Annotated in this window: 18 protein-coding genes; 9 read left to right on the forward strand and 9 right to left on the reverse strand. The window is 60.9% G+C overall.

What is annotated here, in order from left to right:
* The first annotated feature begins 7 nt into the window (after nt 1–7).
* From A7U43_RS25640 to A7U43_RS25655, 4 genes are all read left to right on the forward strand, one after another.
* The gene (locus tag A7U43_RS25640; protein WP_068003782.1) at nt 8–1,213 is read left to right on the forward strand and encodes an AGE family epimerase/isomerase; all 1,206 of its coding nucleotides are present in this window, start codon (nt 8–10) and stop codon (nt 1,211–1,213) included.
* Complete coding sequence (locus A7U43_RS25645) at nt 1,206–1,727, forward strand: D-glycero-alpha-D-manno-heptose-1,7-bisphosphate 7-phosphatase (RefSeq protein WP_068000621.1); 522 nt, start codon at nt 1,206–1,208, stop codon at nt 1,725–1,727. The genes A7U43_RS25640 and A7U43_RS25645 overlap by 8 nt, the downstream gene beginning before the upstream one ends.
* A 9-nt stretch (nt 1,728–1,736) precedes the next feature.
* Nucleotides 1,737–2,762 (forward strand): glycosyltransferase family 9 protein, encoded by a 1,026-nt coding sequence (locus tag A7U43_RS25650; RefSeq protein ID WP_197499918.1) that lies wholly within the window; start codon nt 1,737–1,739, stop codon nt 2,760–2,762.
* 620 nt (nt 2,763–3,382) lie between these two features.
* Entirely contained in the window at nt 3,383–4,603 is a 1,221-nt protein-coding gene (locus tag A7U43_RS25655) for an oligosaccharide flippase family protein (protein WP_231963737.1), read from the forward strand.
* Nucleotides 4,604–4,864: 261 nt separating this feature from the next.
* On the opposite strand, the gene A7U43_RS25660 is transcribed toward A7U43_RS25655, so the two are convergent.
* A complete protein-coding gene (locus A7U43_RS25660) occupies nt 4,865–6,241 on the reverse strand; it encodes an O-antigen ligase family protein (RefSeq protein WP_068000629.1) in 1,377 nt (458 codons plus the stop codon).
* An 812-nt stretch (nt 6,242–7,053) separates the two neighbouring features.
* Between A7U43_RS25660 and A7U43_RS25665 the strand changes: the two genes are divergently transcribed.
* From A7U43_RS25665 to A7U43_RS29320, 3 genes are all read left to right on the forward strand, one after another.
* Complete coding sequence (locus A7U43_RS25665; RefSeq protein ID WP_082902315.1) at nt 7,054–7,896, forward strand: class I SAM-dependent methyltransferase; 843 nt, start codon at nt 7,054–7,056, stop codon at nt 7,894–7,896.
* 668 nt (nt 7,897–8,564) lie between these two features.
* The gene (locus A7U43_RS30435) at nt 8,565–9,035 is read left to right on the forward strand and encodes a glycosyltransferase (RefSeq protein WP_231963466.1); all 471 of its coding nucleotides are present in this window, start codon (nt 8,565–8,567) and stop codon (nt 9,033–9,035) included.
* Nucleotides 9,032–10,156, forward strand: coding sequence for a glycosyltransferase family 4 protein (locus A7U43_RS29320; RefSeq protein ID WP_197499919.1), 1,125 nt, complete (start codon nt 9,032–9,034; stop codon nt 10,154–10,156). Before A7U43_RS30435 ends, A7U43_RS29320 begins: the two co-directional genes overlap by 4 nt.
* A 102-nt stretch (nt 10,157–10,258) precedes the next feature.
* Here A7U43_RS29320 and A7U43_RS25675 read toward each other — a convergent pair whose 3' ends face one another.
* The 3 genes from A7U43_RS25675 to A7U43_RS25685 all read right to left on the reverse strand — a co-directional run bounded on the left by A7U43_RS25675 (nt 10,259) and on the right by A7U43_RS25685 (nt 13,578).
* Complete coding sequence (locus A7U43_RS25675; protein WP_156526027.1) at nt 10,259–11,410, reverse strand: glycosyltransferase family 9 protein; 1,152 nt, start codon at nt 11,408–11,410, stop codon at nt 10,259–10,261.
* A gap of 120 nt (nt 11,411–11,530) precedes the next feature.
* Entirely contained in the window at nt 11,531–12,280 is a 750-nt protein-coding gene (locus A7U43_RS29890) for an FkbM family methyltransferase (RefSeq protein WP_068000643.1), read from the reverse strand.
* Nucleotides 12,281–12,354: 74 nt separating this feature from the next.
* Complete coding sequence (locus A7U43_RS25685) at nt 12,355–13,578, reverse strand: sugar transferase (protein ID WP_231963467.1); 1,224 nt, start codon at nt 13,576–13,578, stop codon at nt 12,355–12,357.
* Nucleotides 13,579–14,713: 1,135 nt separating this feature from the next.
* On the opposite strand from A7U43_RS25685, the gene A7U43_RS25690 reads away from it, so the two are divergent.
* Both A7U43_RS25690 and A7U43_RS25695 read left to right on the forward strand, forming a co-directional pair.
* Nucleotides 14,714–15,304, forward strand: a complete 591-nt coding sequence (locus tag A7U43_RS25690) for an arsenate reductase/protein-tyrosine-phosphatase family protein (protein ID WP_335582827.1) — start codon at nt 14,714–14,716, stop codon at nt 15,302–15,304.
* Between the two features lie 65 nt (nt 15,305–15,369).
* The gene (locus tag A7U43_RS25695) at nt 15,370–16,317 is read left to right on the forward strand and encodes an endonuclease/exonuclease/phosphatase family protein (RefSeq protein WP_231963468.1); all 948 of its coding nucleotides are present in this window, start codon (nt 15,370–15,372) and stop codon (nt 16,315–16,317) included.
* A 5-nt stretch (nt 16,318–16,322) separates the two neighbouring features.
* Here the strand turns inward: A7U43_RS25695 and A7U43_RS25700 are convergent, their stop codons facing one another.
* The 5 genes from A7U43_RS25700 to secE all read right to left on the reverse strand — a co-directional run bounded on the left by A7U43_RS25700 (nt 16,323) and on the right by secE (nt 20,500).
* The gene (locus A7U43_RS25700; RefSeq protein ID WP_231963469.1) at nt 16,323–17,837 is read right to left on the reverse strand and encodes a hypothetical protein; all 1,515 of its coding nucleotides are present in this window, start codon (nt 17,835–17,837) and stop codon (nt 16,323–16,325) included.
* A 148-nt stretch (nt 17,838–17,985) separates the two neighbouring features.
* Complete coding sequence (gene rplA / locus A7U43_RS25705) at nt 17,986–18,702, reverse strand: 50S ribosomal protein L1 (RefSeq protein ID WP_068000649.1); 717 nt, start codon at nt 18,700–18,702, stop codon at nt 17,986–17,988.
* Nucleotides 18,703–18,771: 69 nt separating this feature from the next.
* Nucleotides 18,772–19,200: a 50S ribosomal protein L11 gene (gene rplK, locus A7U43_RS25710; protein WP_068000652.1), complete on the reverse strand. Its 429-nt coding sequence runs from the start codon at nt 19,198–19,200 to the stop codon at nt 18,772–18,774.
* Nucleotides 19,201–19,252: 52 nt separating this feature from the next.
* A complete protein-coding gene (nusG, locus tag A7U43_RS25715) occupies nt 19,253–20,017 on the reverse strand; it encodes a transcription termination/antitermination protein NusG (RefSeq protein WP_068000654.1) in 765 nt (254 codons plus the stop codon).
* Nucleotides 20,018–20,047: 30 nt separating this feature from the next.
* Nucleotides 20,048–20,500, reverse strand: a complete 453-nt coding sequence (gene secE, locus A7U43_RS25720) for a preprotein translocase subunit SecE (protein ID WP_068000657.1) — start codon at nt 20,498–20,500, stop codon at nt 20,048–20,050.
* Nucleotides 20,501–20,538 lie beyond the last annotated feature (38 nt).

The following is a 20,538-nucleotide window of genomic DNA, read 5'->3' on the forward strand; positions in this document are numbered from 1 at the left end:
GCGTCTGATGAGCGCGGCCAACGGAGCGAACAAGCACTACTTTTCGGCGCTCGAGACGGAGCATTCTGCCCTGATCCGCTGGCTTTTCGACAAGGCGCTGCCTCTGTGGTCAGACCGCGGCGTTGATGCCAATGCCGGCGGCTTCTACGAAGAGCTCGCACAGGATGGGAGCGTAATCAATGGTCCACGCCGAACACGGCTCGTAGCTCGCCAAATTTTCGTGTTTGCGACCGCAGCAGACATGGGCTGGCAAGACACGAGAACCGCTGACAACCTAGTCAACCACGGCCTCGACTTCCTATTGGGCAAGTGCTTGTCCGGTTCGGGTCCGGTATTTTCGGTAGTCTCCTCGAACGGCGCTCCACTGAAGCCCGACTTCGATCTCTACGACCATGCGTTCGCACTGTTTGCGTTGGGAAATGCTGCGAGGCTGGGACACCGGCGACAAGAGGTAATTGCAGCTGGCCGCACCATCAAAGGAGCGATGCTCGCAGGCTGGAAACACCCGGTTGCAGGCTTCGAAGAAGCGATACCTCCACGCGAGCCACTGAATTCGAACCCCCACATGCACCTGCTGGAGGCCTTCCTTGAATGGGAGCAAATGGGTGACAACGACGGATGGGCGGAGCTGTCCGATGAAATCGAAAGCTTGGCACTCAGTAGGTTCATTGACCCCGAGACCGGCGGTGTGCGAGAGCATTTCGACCACAACTGGTGTCCAGCGTCGGGAGAAAGTGGGCAGCTACTCGAACCGGGACACCAGTTCGAATGGTCCTGGTTGCTCTTGCGCTGGGCGGTCGCGCGAGGAAGGAGTGATACCTTCTCAACGGCCAGACGACTGGCAGAGGTCGGCGAGAAGTACGGCGTGAACGAGGCCACTAGGCTGGCAATCGATGGGATATGGGCAGACCTATCTGCCAGAGATCGGCGGTCTCGTCTGTGGCCCCAGACGGAGCGGATCAAATCGCACTTGGCCATGGCAGACCTGGCCGAAAATGAAGAGAGCAAGCAGATTTCCATCCTCCTGGCCGCAGAGGCAGCCCGAGGGTTGCGCCGGTACTTCGAGACCGACCTAGCCGGACTGTGGCATGAGACGCTTGACGAAATGGGTCGGCCCGTCTCGGCACCCGCAAAGGCTTCCAGCCTGTACCACATCACATGTGCGATTCGAGAGCTCGATAGTTACGTCCGGCAACACAGCAGCCATGGGTAAGTCGAGGCCTGCAGCTTTTCTGGACCGGGACGGGGTGATCAACGTTGACCGTGGCTTTGTGGGCCACCCGGACGACTTTTGCCTGGTTGACGGTGCAGCGGAAGCGATTTCGCTACTCAATCGCCGCGGGTACCTCGTCTTCGTCGTCACCAACCAATCCGGAATTGGACACGGCTACTACACGGAAGCGGACTTTGCAGCGCTCACCGTCCACATGAGTTCGCTTCTCGCGCAGAATAACGCGCACATCGATGACCTACGACATTGCCCATTCCACCCTGAAGCAAAGATCGATCGCTACCGTTCCGTACACCCTTGGCGAAAGCCTGCCCCTGGCATGATTCTTGATCTATTGAACTGTTGGGAGGTTGACGTGGAGTCGAGCTTCCTGATCGGCGACTCGGTTCGTGATGTCGAATCCGCGACGGCGGCGGGGATTGACGGCTATCTGTTCGGCGGCGGAAATCTCCTCCAGTTCGTGAAGTCGATTCTGAGTGAGATGGGGCAGGCATAACCAATGCACTTGGCGATCATTCAGACCTGGGGTCTCGGCGATCTCGTGATGACCACGCCGGTCATTGCTGAGTACCGGCGGCTTTACCCTGACTCGCGGCTCACAATCATTGTGCAAGGCCGCGCACAGGCCGCATTGCTGGACGGCTCACCCATGGTCGACCAAATCATCGAGATGCCGCCCAGAGAAAACTGGCCTGCCTATTTGCGATTCTTCTTCGCGCTGCGCCGCCAAAGAATCGATGTCGCGTTTCTGGGCACCCGTATCGACCCGAGCTGGCTTCTATGGTCGCTCAAGGTGTTGGCCGGGATACCGATACTAATCGGGGATGGCGAAAAGTCGCCTCACCTCTACAGCATTCGCGGGCGGATCGATCCATCGATTCACCGCGTGGACCGAATGCTGGAAACGTTCGCACTGTGGAGCGGACAAACGCCCACAGTTGCGAGCTTTCCCCTCCCCAGAGCGAAGGGGTTACAGGAAGCGCGTTCGCGTTTGGCGGAAGCAGGTCTGGGACCCGGTCGTTTCGTCGTGATCCACCCGGGATCTTCGGTGACGGCCGGTACCGATAAACGCATCCCAGTCGATGTCGCGCGGCGGATCGCGCAATCCGTTCTCGAACGGCGTCCTGATTTGTCTGTCGCGTTCATATTCGGTCCAGACGAGGTCGATTACATTCCCAGCTTCGCTGACTTGGACAACCGCCAGGTGATTCTGCATGGATTGTCACTCTCGGTTACCGTTGCGCTCATCTCCGAAGGAACCGGGTTCATCGGCAGTGATTCCGGCCTCGGCCACGTCGCCGCCGCTTTCGGCATTCCCACCATTACTGTGGTCGGACCGACCATAGCTAGCGAAACCGCACCTTACGGCGACAAGGCCAAAGTGGTCCGCCGTAACGAGCCGCTGGCATGTCAACCATGTTGGGGCACACCGCTATACGGACATTGCCCTTATGAAGTACGCTGTATGAACGAATTACCGGAAGCCGACATCGTAGAGATGACAGCGACCTGGGGTACTCGTGATCGCTAGCGCTCTCGGCGCTGGCTCTCTGAGCTCGTTCTGCACAGCCCAGTGTAAGGGCGATGAGTCCGCCGCCTCGGTATCGGATCGTCATGGACAATCAATCGGCGCCGCGACGGAATGCCGACTTGTGGAGTCGATGGCACTGGCGAGGGTCTCTCCGACCGCGCTTTTGCCGCTCGTCAACCTACGACCGTTCGTCAGTGGTCAGTGTCGCGACTCTGACTGCAGCCGCCTCGGAGTGGACACAACGCTATGACGTTCGATTCGTGTCCCTCCCGACAGACGGCTGCTCAGTTCACACAGATGCTGCAGGGCTCGGGGATACTCACCAACGTGCCTTTAACACTCGCCCAGACATCGCCGGCGTCCATCCAGGGTCCCGGTGCTTCAGTTCAGAGGGGTCGAGGATGGTACGAACGCTGCTTCGGCCTACGCATGTCGTTCTCGTGCCGACCGGCGCGACCGAGAGAGGACCTTCAATACGTTCTCGCTCCGGCTGAAGGGGTAAGGAGCACACCGACAGCCGGCGTCCACGCGCCCAACTGTCAAGTTGCGGAGTAGCGCCGATGTCGACGACGAGGGGGGTTGCGATCACCGCGGCTGGGACTGCAATTCCACCAGCAGTGATGCTGGTAACGCAGATCTTGCTTGCAAACAGCCTTGGCGTTATCGACCGTGGGACAGTGGCAGCGGCGACGGCACCGCTACTGCTCGCCGTCGCCCTCCTGACGCTGGGCCTGCCCGAATCGCTGACACACTTTGTGGCACAGGCCGGTGCGGGCCGACTCACCCGGCAATTCCTCATCAGCCTCATCGCGCTTGGGGTTTCAGGCACTATCGGAATGCTAGCGATCGTTGTCGTCGCACGACCGCTCAGCGCGGGCGACAATCATCTCGCCGGACTGATCGTCATTGCGTCGGCTGCACTTGTTCCGGCCCTATTGACAGCGGCGCTGCGCGGGGTGGCCTATGGCGCCCATCAGTGGTGGCTTGTCATGATCGAGCGAACTCTGAGCGCGGTTCTGCAGCTAAGTGCTGTTGGCGCACTGTTCATCAACGGTTGGCTCACGCCGACAACGGCCACCGTCGCCATCGCGACGACCACATTTGCCGGTGCCGTGGTCTACTTACTAGCACCTCGCTGGTGGACGGCGATTCGCGGCACGACCACATCGTCGCAGCCCACCCCGTCACTCCATCGTGTGGTGTCATACGCATGGCAGCTATGGGTGGGTTCGTCGGCCGGGGTCGTACTGTCTCGGCTCGACCAGGTGATGATGACGCCTCTCGCGGGCGTCGACCAGCTGGGGGTGTACGTGGTCGCAGTCAACGTAAGTAACGTCGCCCTGTTGTTCAACAGTGCAGTGTCTCAAGTGATGTTCGCCGTCGAGTCCGGCGCACCGAGCACCGCCCGCATCGGCCGCGCCGCGCGGATTTCCACGCTGGCTACTGCCCTGGTCGCAGTCACGCTCGCTGCCGCATCACCGTGGATGATTCCGTTGCTCTTCGGCCGCGAGTTCGCCCCAGCTGCTCCGATAGTTGCGGTCCTCCTGCTGTCAATTATGTTGGGAATTCCAGGCTCGGTTGCCGGTGCGGCCCTGAGCGCGCGCGGACGTCCTGGCCTCCGAAGCCTTGCCCTTACGATCGCCATGGTGCTGTATATCGTTGCGATGTTCCTGCTGGTTCCGCCATACGGTGCCCTCGGCGCCGCCTTCGCGATGCTTGCCGGAACGACCGCGCCTTATCTGTGTATCTACTGGCTACACAGGCACTGCGGAGTGCCGCTGGCCGAGTTCTATCAGTTCAGGGCATCCGACCTGGACGTGTTCCGAAGACGCTCGGACTAACTGCAAGCATTGAAACGAACTGTGCCTCGGCCCAGGCCAAGGTTCGAAGGATCAGGCGAACTAACCCTCCTAGTTCACATCGACATCGCGTGTCACCCGGGTGGATCCAAAACAGCCACCATCGTGGAGAAGCACTGCTGCGATCGCCTTATGGTGGCAAAGCGGTGACCGCACCGCAGTCGAACCTTTCGGGGTCGACCCGATTTCAGTAGCCACGCACCGCTTGTGAATACGACACCCGATGGAACTCACCGCGCGTTGTCAAGTTCGCACCGTTGGTCGCTCCTTGACCCTGCCGGGGTACCGACGCGCGGGAGTGGATGTCGTTGTGGTTGCGGTTGATCCGGGGGTGCGGTGGAGCGATGCAGGGGCCATCGCGTAGAGATACGCGAAGCTGAGCGCAAACAGGATCATGGATAGCGATTCACCGTACAACGCCGTATTCTCCCCCATGCTTTGGATGAACATCCAAGCGATCGCGCTTAGCGCTACTACGGCAGTGCGACAGTCACGCACCGTCGCCTGTGCGGCTGCAACACGAAGTCCGAGGAAAACAGAGACGACGATGAACACGATTGCGAGCACGAGTGCGACGATGCCTGAGTACGCCCACGTCGCAATAAGCACATTGTGCGGGGGGCGAATCTGCCCCTCAATTTTTCCGACGTATTCTGTCCAGCCGCCGAAACCCACGCCTAGGACCGGTGACTCCTTGAACATCTCCGCCGCACGCGTCCACAGACCACCGCGCCCGCTCAGCGCGTCGCCCGAGGCGGCGTAGAACGAGGGGGAAATCCACTCGACAATGGCGATCACGAGATAGAACGCGAGTGGCATCACGAACACGATCGCAAAACCAATCAGCGCGGCTGACCTCTTCAGCACGTAGGGCAAGAAGACAACTGCGATCACACTGCTGATTGCGAGGACCAAACCTGCCTTCGAGCCCGCGAAGACGCAGCTGACGGCTGATAAGGCCGCAGTGGCGTATAGCAACCGGCGCGAAGTTCGACGCGCCGCGACAAGTAACACCAGAGCGGCGATGCCGCCGAACAGCGACGCGATATTCCCGTTGACGAGCAGTCCACCGGCCTTCTCCGTATCCAGCACGTTGTTCGGGGCGTAGCTGTAAAGGTATTTGGCGGCCGGCCCAACTGTGTAGGTCGCCAACTCAGAACGAAGGAACTTCTCCTCCAGCGAAGGTTCCACCCGAAAGGCGATTGTCAGCAAGGACTGGATCGCTACCCCCGGCGTGGCCCACAGAACCACGGTGTCAAGCAGTCGCGGGTCCTCCCTGGCAACCACGATGACCTCGCGCAACCATAGGAGGAAAACCGCACCTCGCACAACGACGGTAATTCCATCGTCGTAGCCCGAGGGTAGAGCCCACAGTAACGACAATGCGACAGTCGATAGGAACAAGAACATGATGACAACCACTGCGCTGTCTGCCCGTACCCGGCCGCGCTCTAGGAAACCGGCCAGGCAAGTCACCAGTGTCCACAGAAAGGCTAGCGAAACTGGCGAACCCGGGATGTAGATCTGAGGGACGAGAAGGAGCGTTACCCCGATGAGCCGCAAGCGGTGTGGTAGCGCCAAGCTGGCTAGCAGGATGATGGTCGCGGCTACAAGGCCCATTCCCGCACCCCTCCCTCGGCGTTTTCCGGCCCCGGATCAAGGCTCGGCCAAATCGCTCCGTCCCGGGCGATTCTCGGATGCTACGCCTCCGCGTGAGATACGCCGGACTCTTCTGCAGGAAGGAGTCGAGCTGTCGCTCTTCGCGGAGCCCGTGAATCGGTCCACCGATCCCGGTGCCGACGCGACAGGCGTTGGGCGTATGCACGCTAGCCAAGGGGAAGTGAACGCGGCGTTTCGTTCCCGCACGAGACGATTGCCACCGCCTGCCGGCGCCTCGGGTGGACAGTTCATGCCCAGCCAGACCAGTGGGTCCCCAATTGATGCTCAGCATCGTCGAAAAAAGCTGGTGAAAGCGAGCTTTCGCTCACGCAGTGAGCACCTCTACTTGGTTCAGACACTGCGAGCAGACCACCGCCACCCACAAGACACGCGCCTGTTGGTTGCTGCACAGCCGAATCCTGAAACGCCTGCTCAGTATTCAGGCGGAACCAAAACCGGCCGCGCCTCGACGCGCTGGCCGGACTGGCCAACACATCCGTCTCCCCGCCCGCACTTGCGCGGGCCCTTGTGGACGCCACCGGCGATCGCCCACGCAGCTTGGCGGAATGCGGGCCTCGAAAGCCCGCGATAGTCCACGGGCTGAACTCCGCGGTCCCAACACGAACCGAAGCGGCTGACTGCGGAATGCGGGTCGTGACGTCTCGCACGCATTCGATGGCGCCATCGGCGGCCCACCAGGACTGACGCAGAATGCAGCAATCGTCGTTGGCTGTAACTCAGCGGCCTCAGGCGCGCTTCGATATTATCGGCCCATGAAAGTGTGGAAACGCACCGTCGTGCAAACGCCGGTTGTTGGTGCGGTAGTACTCCTTGCCTGGCGCGCAAAACTCGCCCTCAGCTATTACTACAGGCCACTCGCCGATCTTCTCCGCTGGCTTATTAAGTCGAATGAAACAACTAATTTCACCTATGATCTCGAAAGAACTAACCGGCGCTATTTAGCATCGATGCTCTCGGACGTTATGAAATGCGAATACTCAACCATAATCGGCTACTTGGATGAAGCAGATAGCGACGAGGCACTTAAGAGTCATATTGCGAACAGCATCGCTCAAAACTCGCTTGCTACATTCGCCGACCGCGAAGTGCGATTCGGAAGACGCCTGGGGTGGTATGCAGTAGTGCGGGCTATGAAACCGGAGGTCGTGATCGAGACCGGGGTCGACAAGGGCTTGGGCGCGTGCTTGTTGACGGCAGCGTTAATGCGGAATAGTGCGGAAGGGTACGAAGGGAGGTACTTAGGCACAGATATCGACCCGGACGCTGGATATTTACTATCGGGCAAGTACGCGGAGTTCGGCCAAGTGCTGTACGGAGACTCTATTGAGACTCTGACTGCGCTCGATTTAACAGTTGATGTCTTCGTCAATGACAGCGATCACTCCGCGGAGTACGAGGCCGCGGAGTACGAGGTCGTGGCACAGAAACTCTCTGGTCGGGCAGTGATTTTGGGAGATAACTGCCACGTCACGGATAAACTTCTTGAGTTCTCACTCAAACGAGGTCGACATTTCTTGTACTTTGGCGAAAGACCGGCCGATCACTGGTACCCAGGAGGGGGGATTGGCATCTCGTTCGTTGAGGACAATCAGTGAAGTTATCGATCAATGGGCGGTTTCTACTACAAGATGTCACCGGAGTTCAGCGCGTAGCTATAGATTTTGTTCGCGCATTGGATGAGTTAATCGTGACAGGCGAACTGCGGGACTTAGAAGTAACGCTCTGGTTGCCCCGTAAAGGACCCCTGGTCACGAACGTGCTCCTCAAGGCAATTAACATCCGCCGCGAAGGGCGACTGTCCGGCCACGCTTGGGAACAGATACAGTTACCGTACGTGGCCAGGGGCTCCGTTTTACTGTGTCTCGGAAATACAGCGCCCGTGGCGAGACTAGTTATACGTCGGAACGCAACATATACGATGGTTCACGACCTGGCGCACCGCTACTACCCATCCGCATATAGCCGCTCTTTTCGACTGTTTTACAACACGGTCATGCCGCTTGTGCTTGCTCGAGTCACTCATATTTTCACCGTTTCGGAGAGTGAAAAGGAGTCAATACTCCGCCAGTATCCACGAATTACGAACCCAAAGCGGATGACCGCGGCGCCGAACGGAGGCGGGGAAGCTGCGATTGGGGCACACATCTCTTCGGATCCGGCTTCTCTGCGAAGCGGCTCTACCGACGTACCGGCGGCGGACATAAGGCCGCGGATGTGCCTCTATGTCGGCTCTCTGACCAGACGTAAGAATAGCCACGGACTAATGGAAGCCGCCGTACAGTTGGCTGACAGATTAAACATAACATTCGTTTTTGTCGGATCGACTCCTGCAATTTTCGAAGACATGCCTGCAATTTCTGCGCAGACACATAGCCAGATCAGATGGGTCGGACAGGTAAACAACCCTCAACGTATCGAGGAGTTCTACCGACAAGCTAGGGTATTCGTATTTCCGTCTTTTTCCGAAAGTTCTGGCTTACCGCCAATTGAAGCGATGAGTTTCGGCGCACCCGTCGTGTGCAGCGACATTCCGAGCCTGCGCGAACGATGCGGCGATGCCGCAGTCTATTGCGACCCCTCGGACGTGACATCAATAGTTGAAAAGGTCACGACCCTGCTCACAGACGAATTACTATGGCACGAACTACAGAAAAAGGGACTCGCGCGTGCGACTCAGTTCACTTGGGAACAACAAGTGAGAACGGTTTTGACAGAAATGAAGAGGTCGTGGTGAATAGCCCCGTACCACGTGTTCGGATCATTCATGAGACGAACCCTGTTAAGTACTTTCCAGCGCTTTCTGCTTTGGAAGTCGAACAGCGAATTTCGATTGTTGGGAGACATCGATACAGCGTGGTGAAAGAGTGGCTACGATCTTGGCTGCGGGAGCGCAAGCCATTACGCTTACGCACCGCTACGTCGTTCGAGGATTTTCGGCTGCGCCTCCACCTTCTGAACATTCGGGGCGAAATAGTCGTACTTGCGTTTGCGCCGTGGGATTGGCGGATCGCGATATATGCTGTTCTTGCACGCAGGAATACTATTATCTACCAGACGTCGTGGCCATACTGGGAACAGCACAGGACTCCTCGACAGTACGGGCCACTGACTCCTCTTCTTCGCCGCTTCTGGCTTTCATTCCTTCGTAGAGACAATGTTCACGTCGTCGCGATACTTGACGCTACAAAGCTTGAGCTCCATGAACGCTATGGCATCTCCGCCGAGGTGGTTCCTCACGCCGTGCCGGACGGGTTCTTCACCGCAAGACGGGGGCTCGGTGCCGGCGCGATTGAGCCGCTTCGACTAATCTGTGTAGGAGAATTGTCCCGCAAAAAAGGCATCGAACAGCTGCTCCTACTCATGGAGTCGCTAATCGACGAACCTGTAGTCCTTACGCTTGTAGGTGACGGACCCCTTCGCGAACGTTGCATCGAGGCGGCCGCGATGAACCCGGCAATACGGTTTATTGGCCCCATTCAAGATCGAGCCGAAATGGCAAAGACAATGGCCGCCCATGATCTACTCGTCGTCCTATCGCAGCGCGACAGGACATGGGAGGAGCTATTCGGCATTGTGATCGCGGAGGCGATGGCCGCCGGACTCGGCGTCATAGCCAGCGACCATATCGGACCACGCTCCCTGCTCGGGGCCGCTGAACTCGGAAATCTGTTCGCAGACAACGATCTTGATGGAGTGGCAAGACTTGTTCGCAAACTCGCATTGGACCGCGATGAGCTGCAGCGCTTTCGTGCGGGGCACTCGAATCTCGCCGACGCGTTCCGATTGTCGAACGTTGCAGACCGCTGGGAAGGAGTAATCGCTCCGCTCACTGACGAAGCCCACAAGCTCGGATGAGACAGTCAGTAGGGCATGGCTCAGCGATCGCAATCCGTACGCGTCAGTCCAGCGAGTGCCGGCAGAATATCTCGTCCTCTAACAACTCTCGGCATACGAGGACTACGCATTCGCGCCGCAGTCATCGCCGTTTGTGAGAGGTGATCGCGCGGGAGAGGCCAGGTCTGCCAAAGCCTCCATAACCGCGTCGACCGACACGCCCTGCATACAGTCCAGCCGCTGCCCGGCGTACTCGAAACCCAGGTCCAAGTAGCCGGATTGCGGGAGGGTTGTGACGACGGAACGTGACCGGGGGCCGATCGGCCCCCACCGTTTAGGCGGAACTGGCCCCTCAAGGCTCACTGTCTTGGCGCCCAGAAGTGCCGCAAGATGCATTACACCGGTGTTCACCGACACCACGGCAAAACTGCGCGGGAGAAGGTCGGCGAGCTCGGATAAAGTGAACTTGCCGGCCAGGGCGACGTTACGTACGCCCAGACTGTCCAGCTTCTCGGTGAGCACGCGACTTCGATCAACGTCATCTGGCCCACCGCTGATCAGTATCTCGACGCCGTATTCGTCCTGAACCCGGCGCGCCAGCTCGATCCATCGATCAACTGGCCACTCCTTGACATGACCCATGTAGCCGCCCGAGAACGGGTGGAACACCACAAACGGTGCCGCCGGCATTCGGTCCGCGCCGAGCACCTCCGGAGATGGCAATGCAGGCGAAGCAAATGAACTCGCCCCGATGCTGGCTGCGAGTCGCTGGAAATTCTCGACCTGGTGAACATCACTTGAATGCTCCACCGCACGATCGAAAGCAAAATGGCGCGCCTGTCCTTTCACTCGAAAACCCACGCGAAAGTGGGCACCCGAGAGCGCGGTAATTAGGGCGTCGTAGCGCGGCCACGGTCCGCACTCCAGCAAGACGTCAAGTTGGAGACCCCGGAGAACGCGCAGTGCCATCAGCGGCGAGCGCACAGACACAACGGCATGCTCGTCAATCGCGTGTCGTAACAGTCCGGCAGCGGAGGCGTTGTCCGTCCCAGTAATAAGTACAATCTCTGCTTTTGGGAATTGCGTTCTTAAAGCGAGGAGAGTGCTCGTCAAGAGAAGCGTGTCGCCGATAGCGGCTGTCTTGAGAACGCCTAGGCGCTGCACTCGTGCCCATTCCGGCTCTTTCCGCTTCGGCAGCAACGAGAGAGCGGCCACCACCGGGATACCGATGTACCGGTCAAGTCTTCGGGCTGTGGATGAGGTTCGTCGGGCCACCGAGACAACCTAATTTTCCGGAATGAAGTACTGCGGAGGAAGTGACCCCGTCAAGGCTCCGTTAAACAATATGCTGCCCATCAGTCTCTTCCTGTGCAGGAATGTGTTCAGAGCCAATTGTCATCCTATGAAGCGGATCTCCGACGGCTCGTGGCTTGGCGCCGAAGGACGGTCCAGCTCGTGCGGCAACGTCACCGACTTGTAAGACACTGGGGCCTGCGGAGTGAAGGTGACCTCAAGCACGAGCGGAATTCCGGTGTCGCTGACCGGAGCAAATGTATTCCGATGCACATGCGCAACCCGTAGTGGGAGTTTCTCAACGAAGTCCTTCAACCGCTCTTCGTGGAGATCGACATTGTGTATCTCGATCATGAGCCCGCAGATGCGGTCCGCTTCGGCGAGAAGATCGCCCAGGAGGCGATACTCCCAGCCTTCGATGTCGATCTTGAGAAATACTCTTCCACTCGTATATTCGTTCAGAATATGCCGCAGGGTCACAAACCCTGGAGAACTGTCAAGTCCGACCATCGTCTTATAGTGACGGGTAGACCCACTAAAGAACCGATCGTATTCTCGCCAAGCCTTTAACTTATGTTTGACGTCTTTGCGAGACAAGATGGTCTTAACCAAACGCTTGCCGAGAATATTCCGGTCGATGGTGCCATCGAAAGCGTGGATCGGAACGTTGTTGCGCTTGAGGAAGTCCTCTTCGAAACTCCAGTCGTCATTCACACCGAGCGACACCAGTGCCTCTGCTTCGGCGACGTCGCGCGCATCGACAAGATAACCACCGTCACGATCGCGGCCCAGCCGAACGAGGTCGAATTGACCGCTTGGCTGGAGCCACTTGGGCAGATTCACAGTATTCATGACGTGACCTTGCTTCTGGAGATTGCTTGGGCGGCAACAACAATGGCAGCACTCCTAGGGCTTTCCTAGTCGGGTTACCGCTCGCGGTACAGCACAACCGCACGAAATGTCCGAATGATGATCTTGATGTCCAACCAGAGGGACCAGTTCTCGATGTAAAAGTTGTCGTATCGGCACCGGTCAGCGATAGATGTATCGCCCTTGAGCCCGCTCACCTGCGCAAATCCCGTGAGGCCCACCTGGACCCGATGGCGATGCGAGTAGCGGTCGAATTGTGTTGAGAACTGCTCGACGAAGTGGGGGCGTTCGGGCCGCGGCCCCACGACTGTCATATCACCGCGGACGATGTTCCACAGCTGCGGTAGTTCGTCAATTGACGTACGGCGCAGGAACTTCCCGACCGGCCCAACCCTGTTGTCGGAAGCGACGTTCCACTGTGTCTGCGACTCATTCTCGCTGGCAGGGCGCATTGAGCGGAACTTCAGCAGTTCGAACTGCTGCCCGTCACGCCCTACTCTGATCTGCCGGAAGATCACGCCGGGCCCACCTTCAAGCCGTACTGCCAGCGCCGCGGCCGCAAGTAAGGGCGAAAGTACAACCAAAGCCGCGACTGAAGCGAAGATGTCGAATGCGCGTTTCAATATTCGGGTCGGTCCCCGCAGGTTCGGATTACGAATACGCATTATTGGGATGGGGCCGACATGGTCGGCCATTCCGGTCAAGGTGTGAAAATGGTGCATCCGCGGCACTACTAGCAGTTCGGCGTTCAGACACACCTCCGTGCGCACGGCACCGATCAAGGCCTGTTCATCGAAAGAGCCGTCGGCAACGAGAATCGTGTCGGCGCCCATGGTAACGACAGCCATATCCAGATCGGCGAGGCGGCCGAGCCGTGGTACGAGCCGGCCGGCGGGACAATCCTCATCGTCGTCGACAAAGCCCTCGACTTGCAGCCCGTATTCATGGTGGTGGGCCAACGTCTTTACCAGCTCGGCAGATACAGTCCCTCCGCCGATCAAAATCGTCCGGTGCTTAGCAATGCCGAGTTTGCGCCCCCATGCACACAAGCGCGTCGTAAGCACTCGGCCGGCGACGACCAACGCAACCGACTGACACGCTGTTTCCAGAAAGATCAATACCTGAGATCTCTCGTACAAGTAGAGGACCACAGCAGCGACCGCGGCTACGGCGGCCAGCAGACGAGTGATGATCGTCGGAAGGTCGTCCAACACGCTGAGGTGAAGCGGAGCTACGTATCGCGCCCCTCCGGTAAGTAAAACGGTCGCCAGAATGGCCATTGTAAGAGTCGCGGACAATTGCAGAGGCCGCCATGCGAGCGGTGCGAGCATCAAGGCAAAATCTACGACCGGTACGACCATCCAAGCCCTGACCCGACTTAGCCATCGCACACCGAATCTGTAGTTGTCTACAGGACGCTCGATGCCGCAGTGGCCCGCCATGAGCTTTTGCGCCACCTCAATGGGCCCACTCGGGTGGGGCTCACGCACGATGTCGGCCGGATCATCGCTGGCCGGAAGGGGCTCGGTGGCGGAAGTCCCACGTTCCGGGGCCCGATGCCTCGGGGTTGGACCGGGATCGACGACGGTCATACGTTGTCCGCTCGCACAATCGAGGTAAAATTGACGGCCTCGTTAGCCAGCAAAAGGTGGCGACCCGCACCGATGTTGGGCCAGTCGACCCGATTCGAGCGTTGGACACTGCAGGCTGATCGGTCCATGCGGCTCACTTGCCTGGCCATAACGCCCCCCTGTCGCAATCTGACACTATTTTGCGGAGCGCTACGCAAATCGCAAGTCGAACGCATGATGCCCCGCACACCTGGGGGAGCACACGTGAAGCCCCCGGTTCATCCATTGAGCTGCATGTTAGTACGCAGGGCCCATGACGGACAGCGGAACAACCGACTTTTCCCAGAGTTAACCCAGATGCCCGACCCACATACTGTGTTCAGACTATGAAGCTGCTGCTCACAGGGGTGCTCGGCGCGCATCGAGAGGCCCCGAGTCGAATAGGATGATCCGTACTTCGAACCTGACTGCGGACCGCTGTTCGTGTCCTCGCGGGGCCATAGAATTGTTTGCTGTGATTTCGTTTCAGCGTGAGATTCCGTCCAGTTCGATCACCCATATCGCGCGGCCGTGAGGTTCGAGCAGGGCGGAGGCTTCGACACAGCCACATGCGAAGTAGTTCTTATAGCAAACTTCTCGGTCGCGGAGTGTGGCCTCCAACTGCTCCCGTCGGTGCCCCGCGCACGACACTCATGGCTTGCACTTGAACGGTGCGACGCCACCATCGGACGAACAGGAGCTCGGCTTGCGCCTTTGAACGACCTGGCCGCACCACCGGGCCCAATTTCGCTGTGGTTGCACCACAGTGCGATAGCTGGCGAACGGAGCGTCCCAGCGCCGATACTTGGTATGGCCCGCGTGCGCCGTCCAACAGTTCGGTCAGCACGAACGCCCCCTGCAATCCAAGGAGTTCATCCTGCACATCCTCTTCATCTGCACTGGGAATATCTGCCGGTCGCCCACAGCGGAACGCCTGACCGCGGCCTACGCAGCCCGCCTGAAACTGCAGAGCGTTACTGTGTCAAGCGCTGGAATCCGCGCCGTGGTCGGGCACCCTATGCACCCGGACGCGCAACCCGTTTTGGCAGGTTTGGGGGGTGACCCGGCCAACTTCGCTGCTGCACAGTTCACCCCAAAGATCGCTGAGCGCGCAGACTTAATCCTCACAATGACCAGAGCCCATCGCGAAAGTGTGTTGGAACGTGCGCCGCAAAAGTTGCATCGCACCTTCACTCTGAGCGAGGCTGCACAACTGGTCGACACCTTTAATGCGCGATGCGTTGCAGATCTCGCTAATCTGCGGGCGTTCCTCCACGCAACGCAGGTCGCGGATATTCCAGACCCGATCGGACAGAGCCCTGAGATTTTCGCAGCGGTCGGCGCTCAGATCGCCAAATTGCTACCCCCCGTACTCGAACTTTGCCGCCCCGAGTGATCCACGACGCGCGAGGCTCCCGACGCCGACCTCGTCGTGCTCCGCACATCTCGATTCCGGCATCGGTGGCGGTCGTCACACTGGTCTATGTCGTGGCCGCGCTGATCGCGCGCACCGTCCCCCTTGCTAACCTGCCGACACTGGTACTCGCGGCGAGCTTCCCCTACGTCCCGCTGGCCGCCCTGTGCGCGGCGATCCTCAGCGCGCTGTGCCGCCGGAAGCTGCTTGCCGCCGTGAGCGTCCTCCTTCTGACGATCTCGGTGGCCATTCAGGTGCCTTGGCAGGAGCTAAGCCGCACCTCCGGAAGCGGCGCGCCCAGCACCGAACTGCGGGTGCTCTCCTCGAACATCAGGAAGGGCGAGGCCCACACCGCGGCCTTCGTCGGGCTCGCCGTCGCCAGCGCCGACATCATCACCATGTCCGAACTGACCGCCGAGGCCGCGGCACGCTTCCGCGACGGCGGCCTGCGCAAGACGTTCCCCTACTCGATCCTCGTCCCCCGCCCCGGCGCCGGCGGCATGGGCCTGTGGAGCCGCTATCCGCTCACCGCTCTCACGCCGTCGAGGTACGGGAGCAATTTCATCGCCGCCCGGGTACGAGTGCCCGGTGTCCGAGACGACCCGTTGGTGGCAAGCGTGCACCTGGTCTCCCCGCTCGCCGGCGGCGCCAACACGTTCACTGAGTGGCACCGCCAAATCAGAGCCGCCCGCTCCGAATTCGCCGACTGGGCGCGCACCGCCGGCCCGGCCGCGGTGATCATCGCCGGCGACTTCAACGCCACGCCTGATATGCGCCAGTTTCGCGACCTGCTGGACGTCGGCTACCGCGACGCGGTCGCCCAGACCCGCGTGGGCTTCTCTCCTACCTACTCACCGCACCCGGCGATCCCGCCCGTCATCACCATCGACCATGTGCTGACCCGCAATTCGGTCGCCGAGTCCATCCGCACCGTCGACATCCCGGGCTCGGACCACCGCGCGCTGCTGGCCACCGTCGCGGTGCCGTCGCAGTAGAGCGGTCACGACAACGCCACGGCGAACTGCTCGGCGACCAAGGCCCGCGCGAACAGGGTCAGCAGCTCACCGTCCTTGAACGCCGGTTCCCGCGCATCGAGCACCGCGTTGCCCCGGACCAGCAGCGTGAACAGGGTCTGCAGCGTCGACGCCATCGTCGTGGAGGGCTCCGGGAACGGCGCCTCCGGCTCGTGATTGTCCACGGCGCTGAGGATCACCCGCTGCGCCAACCGCATGTCACCCCAGGTGAATTCCACCGCGTTCCACGTGACCAGCAGACGGTCATCCACCACCGACACCAGCTGGCCCGTCACCCCGTAACCGAGATCGAGCGGTCGGGGCGCACTCACCCGCGCCTGGTCCAAGTTGTACAGCACCCGGCTGGGGAACACGTTGAAGGTGGCCGGGCGCTCACTGACGATGCTGTCCACCACCACGGTGCGAGGACGTCCGAAGCGGTCGAATCGGATGTCGCCCTGCTGGGCGATCATCTGCTGGCGCACCACCACCGCTCCCCGTCCGTAGAAGCGGCTCACACCGCCGTACCGCTTGGGCGCCAGCGCATTCCACCCCGGCGGCGCGGCCAGCGGCTGCCCGAGGCGCAGGACGCCCGGCGCGCTGCGCCCGACGACACTGTCGATACCGGCTGCCGGCAATGGCTGAAAGGCGAGCACCACCGTCACCGCGAGAAACAGCGGTACCGCCGACCAGACCTGTTTGGCGGCCAGGGGAGCCACCTTGCGGTCGAACACCGTCTTCGGCTGCCCACGGCGGGCCTGCAGGTACATCACCACGCCCACCAGCGTGATCGCGGCGAGTACCGGGATCTCCTGGTACACCAGCACCGGCGCATCCGGCAGCGTGCGTGAGATCACGAACAGCAGTGCGAATCCGACGATCCAGGCCAAGATGCCACCGATCACCCCGCGCCGCACCGTCCGGCCGACCGCGATGCCGGCCCCGGCACCGGCTATCGCCAACGTCACCGCACCCGCGGCGACCTTCCCGCCGCCGAGCAGCACGACCAGCAGGTAATAGGGCAAGGAGAACACCATGAGCAGCAGTCCCCACACATGCCGGAAGCGGATCACCGGACGCAATCCGAACAGCACCACGGCCGAGGACACCACGAACAGCCACATCGCCAGCAGATCCAGCCGCAGCAAGTGGAAGTAGCCGACGAACCGCTCGATCAACACCGCCTTGATGAGGATCGCCAAGCCGAAACCCATTACGCCGACGATGATGTCGGTCTGCCGGTCGTGGATGGGCAGCTCGGTGCGGTCCCGGCGGGCCACCCCGATGGCGGCCAGGATCGCCGCCGCGGGCACCACCCACACATAGCCGCCGATCACCCCGAGTGAGGCGGTGTACGCGATGTCGACGATCGAGTCCCCGAAGGCCACGGCCGTGCCCGCCGCAATCAACACCCAACGCAGACTCAGCCGGACCGCGGGCGGCAGCTCGTAGTAGCGCTCCATCACCGATGTGGTGTGCTCGTCGATCACCGTTGACGCCACCGGAGCCCCCAGCTGTTCTGAGCGGACAGGCTGTGCCGGCCTGAGTGACACGAATGCTAGCCCCACGCCGGCGCGACCACACCCGCATCGAAAGCAAAATGCCCCCGCACCATCGGTGCAGGGGCATCAAGCTCAGCTCGGGTCCAGGCTAGGCCTGAGCCTCCTCGGTGAAGTTCCGGGTGACCGCCGGGTCGACCGGGATGCCCGGGCCGGTGGTCGTGGAGACGGTGACCTTCTTGACGTAGCGACCCTTGGACGACGACGGCTTGGCGCGCAGGATCTCATCCAGCGCGGCGCCGTAGTTCTCCGCCAGCGCCTTCTCGTCGAAGGAGGCCTTGCCGATCACGAAATGCAGGTTGGCCTGCTTGTCGACGCGGAAGTTGATCTTGCCGCCCTTGATGTCGTTGACGGCCTTGGTGACATCGGCGGTCACGGTGCCCGTCTTCGGGTTGGGCATCAGACCACGCGGGCCGAGCACACGCGCGATGCGGCCGACCTTGGCCATCTGGTCGGGGGTGGCGATCGCGGCGTCGAAGTCCAGGAAACCGCCCTGGATCTTCTCGATCAGGTCATCGCTGCCGACGATATCGGCGCCTGCGGCGACGGCCTGCTCGGCCTTCTCACCCACGGCGAACACCGCGACACGGGCCGTCTTACCGGTGCCGTGCGGCAGGTTGACGGTGCCGCGCACCATCTGGTCTGCCTTGCGCGGGTCCACGCCCAAGCGGATCGCCACCTCGACGGTCGCGTCCTGCTTCTTCGACGAGGTCTCCTTGGCCAGCCGTGCGGCCTGGAGCGGGGTGTAGAGATTGTCGCGATCCACCTTCTCGGCGGCTTCGCGGTAAGCCTTGCTGTTCTTGCTCATTGATGTCTCCAGTTCAGAGTTTGTGGTTGGCGAGCCGAAGCGGGCTCTCCCACAACTACGAGGTTGTGCTTATTCGACCGTGATGCCCATGGACCGAGCGGTGCCGGCGATGATCTTCGCGGCAGCGTCGATGTCGTTGGCGTTGAGATCTTCCTTCTTGGTCTCGGCGATCTCGCGCACCTGATCCCAGGTCACCTTGGCGACCTTGGTGGTGTGCGGGGTGCCGGAACCCTTCTGCACGCCTGCGGCCTTGAGCAGCAGCTTGGCGGCGGGCGGGGTCTTCAGGGCGAACGTGAAACTGCGATCCTCGTAGACACTGATCTCCACGGGGATGACGTTTCCGCGCTGCGACTCGGTCGCGGCGTTGTACGCCTTGCAGAACTCCATGATGTTGACGCCGTGCTGGCCGAGCGCCGGACCCACGGGCGGAGCAGGGTTGGCCTGCCCGGCCTGGATCTGGAGCTTGATCAACCCGACGACCTTCTTCTTCGGGGCCATGCTCTGGTTTTTCCTTCTCTCGATGGGCCCGGCCGATATCCGGGCCCGAAAACTAAATCTTGGCGACCTGCGTGAACGTCAGCTCGACCGGCGTCTCACGACCGAAGATCGACACCAGCACCTTGAGCTTCTGCTGCTCGGCGTTGACCTCGCTGATCGAGGCCGGCAGCGTCGCGAACGGGCCGTCCATGACGGTGACGGACTCGCCGACCTCGAAGTCGACCAAGATCTCGGGACGCTCCAGCGTCGCCTCGCTGGAAGCCGCGGCACCCGCGGTGCTCTTCGCGGGCTTCTTCGCTGCCGCCGGCGGCAGCAGGAACTTCACCACGTCGTCGAGGCTCAGCGGGGACGGCTTGGACGTCGCGCCGACGAACCCGGTGACACCCGGGGTGTTGCGCACCGCGCCCCACGACTCGTCGTTGAGATCCATGCGCACCAGGATGTAACCCGGCAGCACCTTGCGGTTGACCTGCTTGCGCTGGCCGTTCTTGATCTCGGTGACCTCTTCGGTGGGCACCTCGACCTGGAAGATGTAGTCGCCGACGTCGAGGTTCTGCACGCGGGTCTCGAGGTTGGCCTTCACCTTGTTCTCGTAACCGGCGTACGAGTGGATGACGTACCAGTTGCCCGGCCGGGTGCGCAGGTCCTTCTTCAGCGCGACGGCAGGATCCTCGTCCTCAGCCTCGACCTCGGCAGCCTCAGCCGCGGGAGCCTCGTCGGCTTCCGGAGTTGCGGCGGTTTCGTCGAGCACGTCGACGACGGCTTCACCCTCAGGCGTGTCGGCGTCGAAGTTATCGTCGCCGTCGAAGCTAGTCACGGTTGTCAGTCCTCTCTCATACTTCTCTGGTCAGCCGAAGATGATCGCCACGAGCTTGGCCAGCCCGAGGTCGACTCCACCGATCAGCGCGACCATGAAGGCCAGGAACACCAAGACCACGGTGGTGTAGGTGACCATCTGTTTGCGGTTCGGCCAGATGACCTTGCGCAGTTCGCCGACGACCTGCTTCAGGTAGGTCCAGACGAACAGGAACGGATTGACCCGTCCCTCACCCGTCTTCGCAGCCTTCGCCGTCTTCGTGCGTTTGGCCGGGGTGTCCTCGGATCCGGTGTCGTCTGCGTCGTCAGACCCAGAGTCCCCGGCCACCGCGACGGCGCCTCCGGCCGGTTCGGCTGCCGTGCGTCGCGACCGCTTCCCGGTGGGGCGCAACGGTCCGGCGGGAACAGCGGCGGGACCGCTCGTCTGGCCGTCCTCGGGCCCTTCGCCTGCCGAAGGCCCCAGAGGCGGTTGATCGTCGCTCACCGCATGCCTTTCGTCTGATTACGTGTGGTCACCTTCCA

Origin of the sequence: Mycobacterium adipatum (genome assembly GCF_001644575.1) — a bacterium.
In the GTDB taxonomy this organism is placed as follows: Bacteria; Actinomycetota; Actinomycetes; order Mycobacteriales; family Mycobacteriaceae; genus Mycobacterium; species Mycobacterium adipatum.

Bases quoted from the DNA above. Each gene is read 5' to 3' on its own strand.
- A7U43_RS25640 (WP_068003782.1), top strand. From the start codon at position 8: ATGAGCGCGGCCAACGGAGCGAACAAGCACTACTTTTCGGCGCTCGAG.
- A7U43_RS25645 (WP_068000621.1), top strand. From the start codon at position 1,206: ATGGGTAAGTCGAGGCCTGCAGCTTTTCTGGACCGGGACGGGGTGATC.
- A7U43_RS25655 (WP_231963737.1), top strand. From the start codon at position 3,383: ATGCTGGTAACGCAGATCTTGCTTGCAAACAGCCTTGGCGTTATCGAC.
- A7U43_RS25660 (WP_068000629.1), bottom strand. From the start codon at position 6,241: ATGGGCCTTGTAGCCGCGACCATCATCCTGCTAGCCAGCTTGGCGCTA.
- A7U43_RS25665 (WP_082902315.1), top strand. From the start codon at position 7,054: ATGAAAGTGTGGAAACGCACCGTCGTGCAAACGCCGGTTGTTGGTGCG.
- A7U43_RS30435 (WP_231963466.1), top strand. From the start codon at position 8,565: ATGGAAGCCGCCGTACAGTTGGCTGACAGATTAAACATAACATTCGTT.
- A7U43_RS29890 (WP_068000643.1), bottom strand. From the start codon at position 12,280: ATGAATACTGTGAATCTGCCCAAGTGGCTCCAGCCAAGCGGTCAATTC.
- A7U43_RS25685 (WP_231963467.1), bottom strand. From the start codon at position 13,578: ATGGCCATTCTGGCGACCGTTTTACTTACCGGAGGGGCGCGATACGTA.
- rplA (WP_068000649.1), bottom strand. From the start codon at position 18,702: ATGAGCAAGAACAGCAAGGCTTACCGCGAAGCCGCCGAGAAGGTGGAT.
- rplK (WP_068000652.1), bottom strand. From the start codon at position 19,200: ATGGCCCCGAAGAAGAAGGTCGTCGGGTTGATCAAGCTCCAGATCCAG.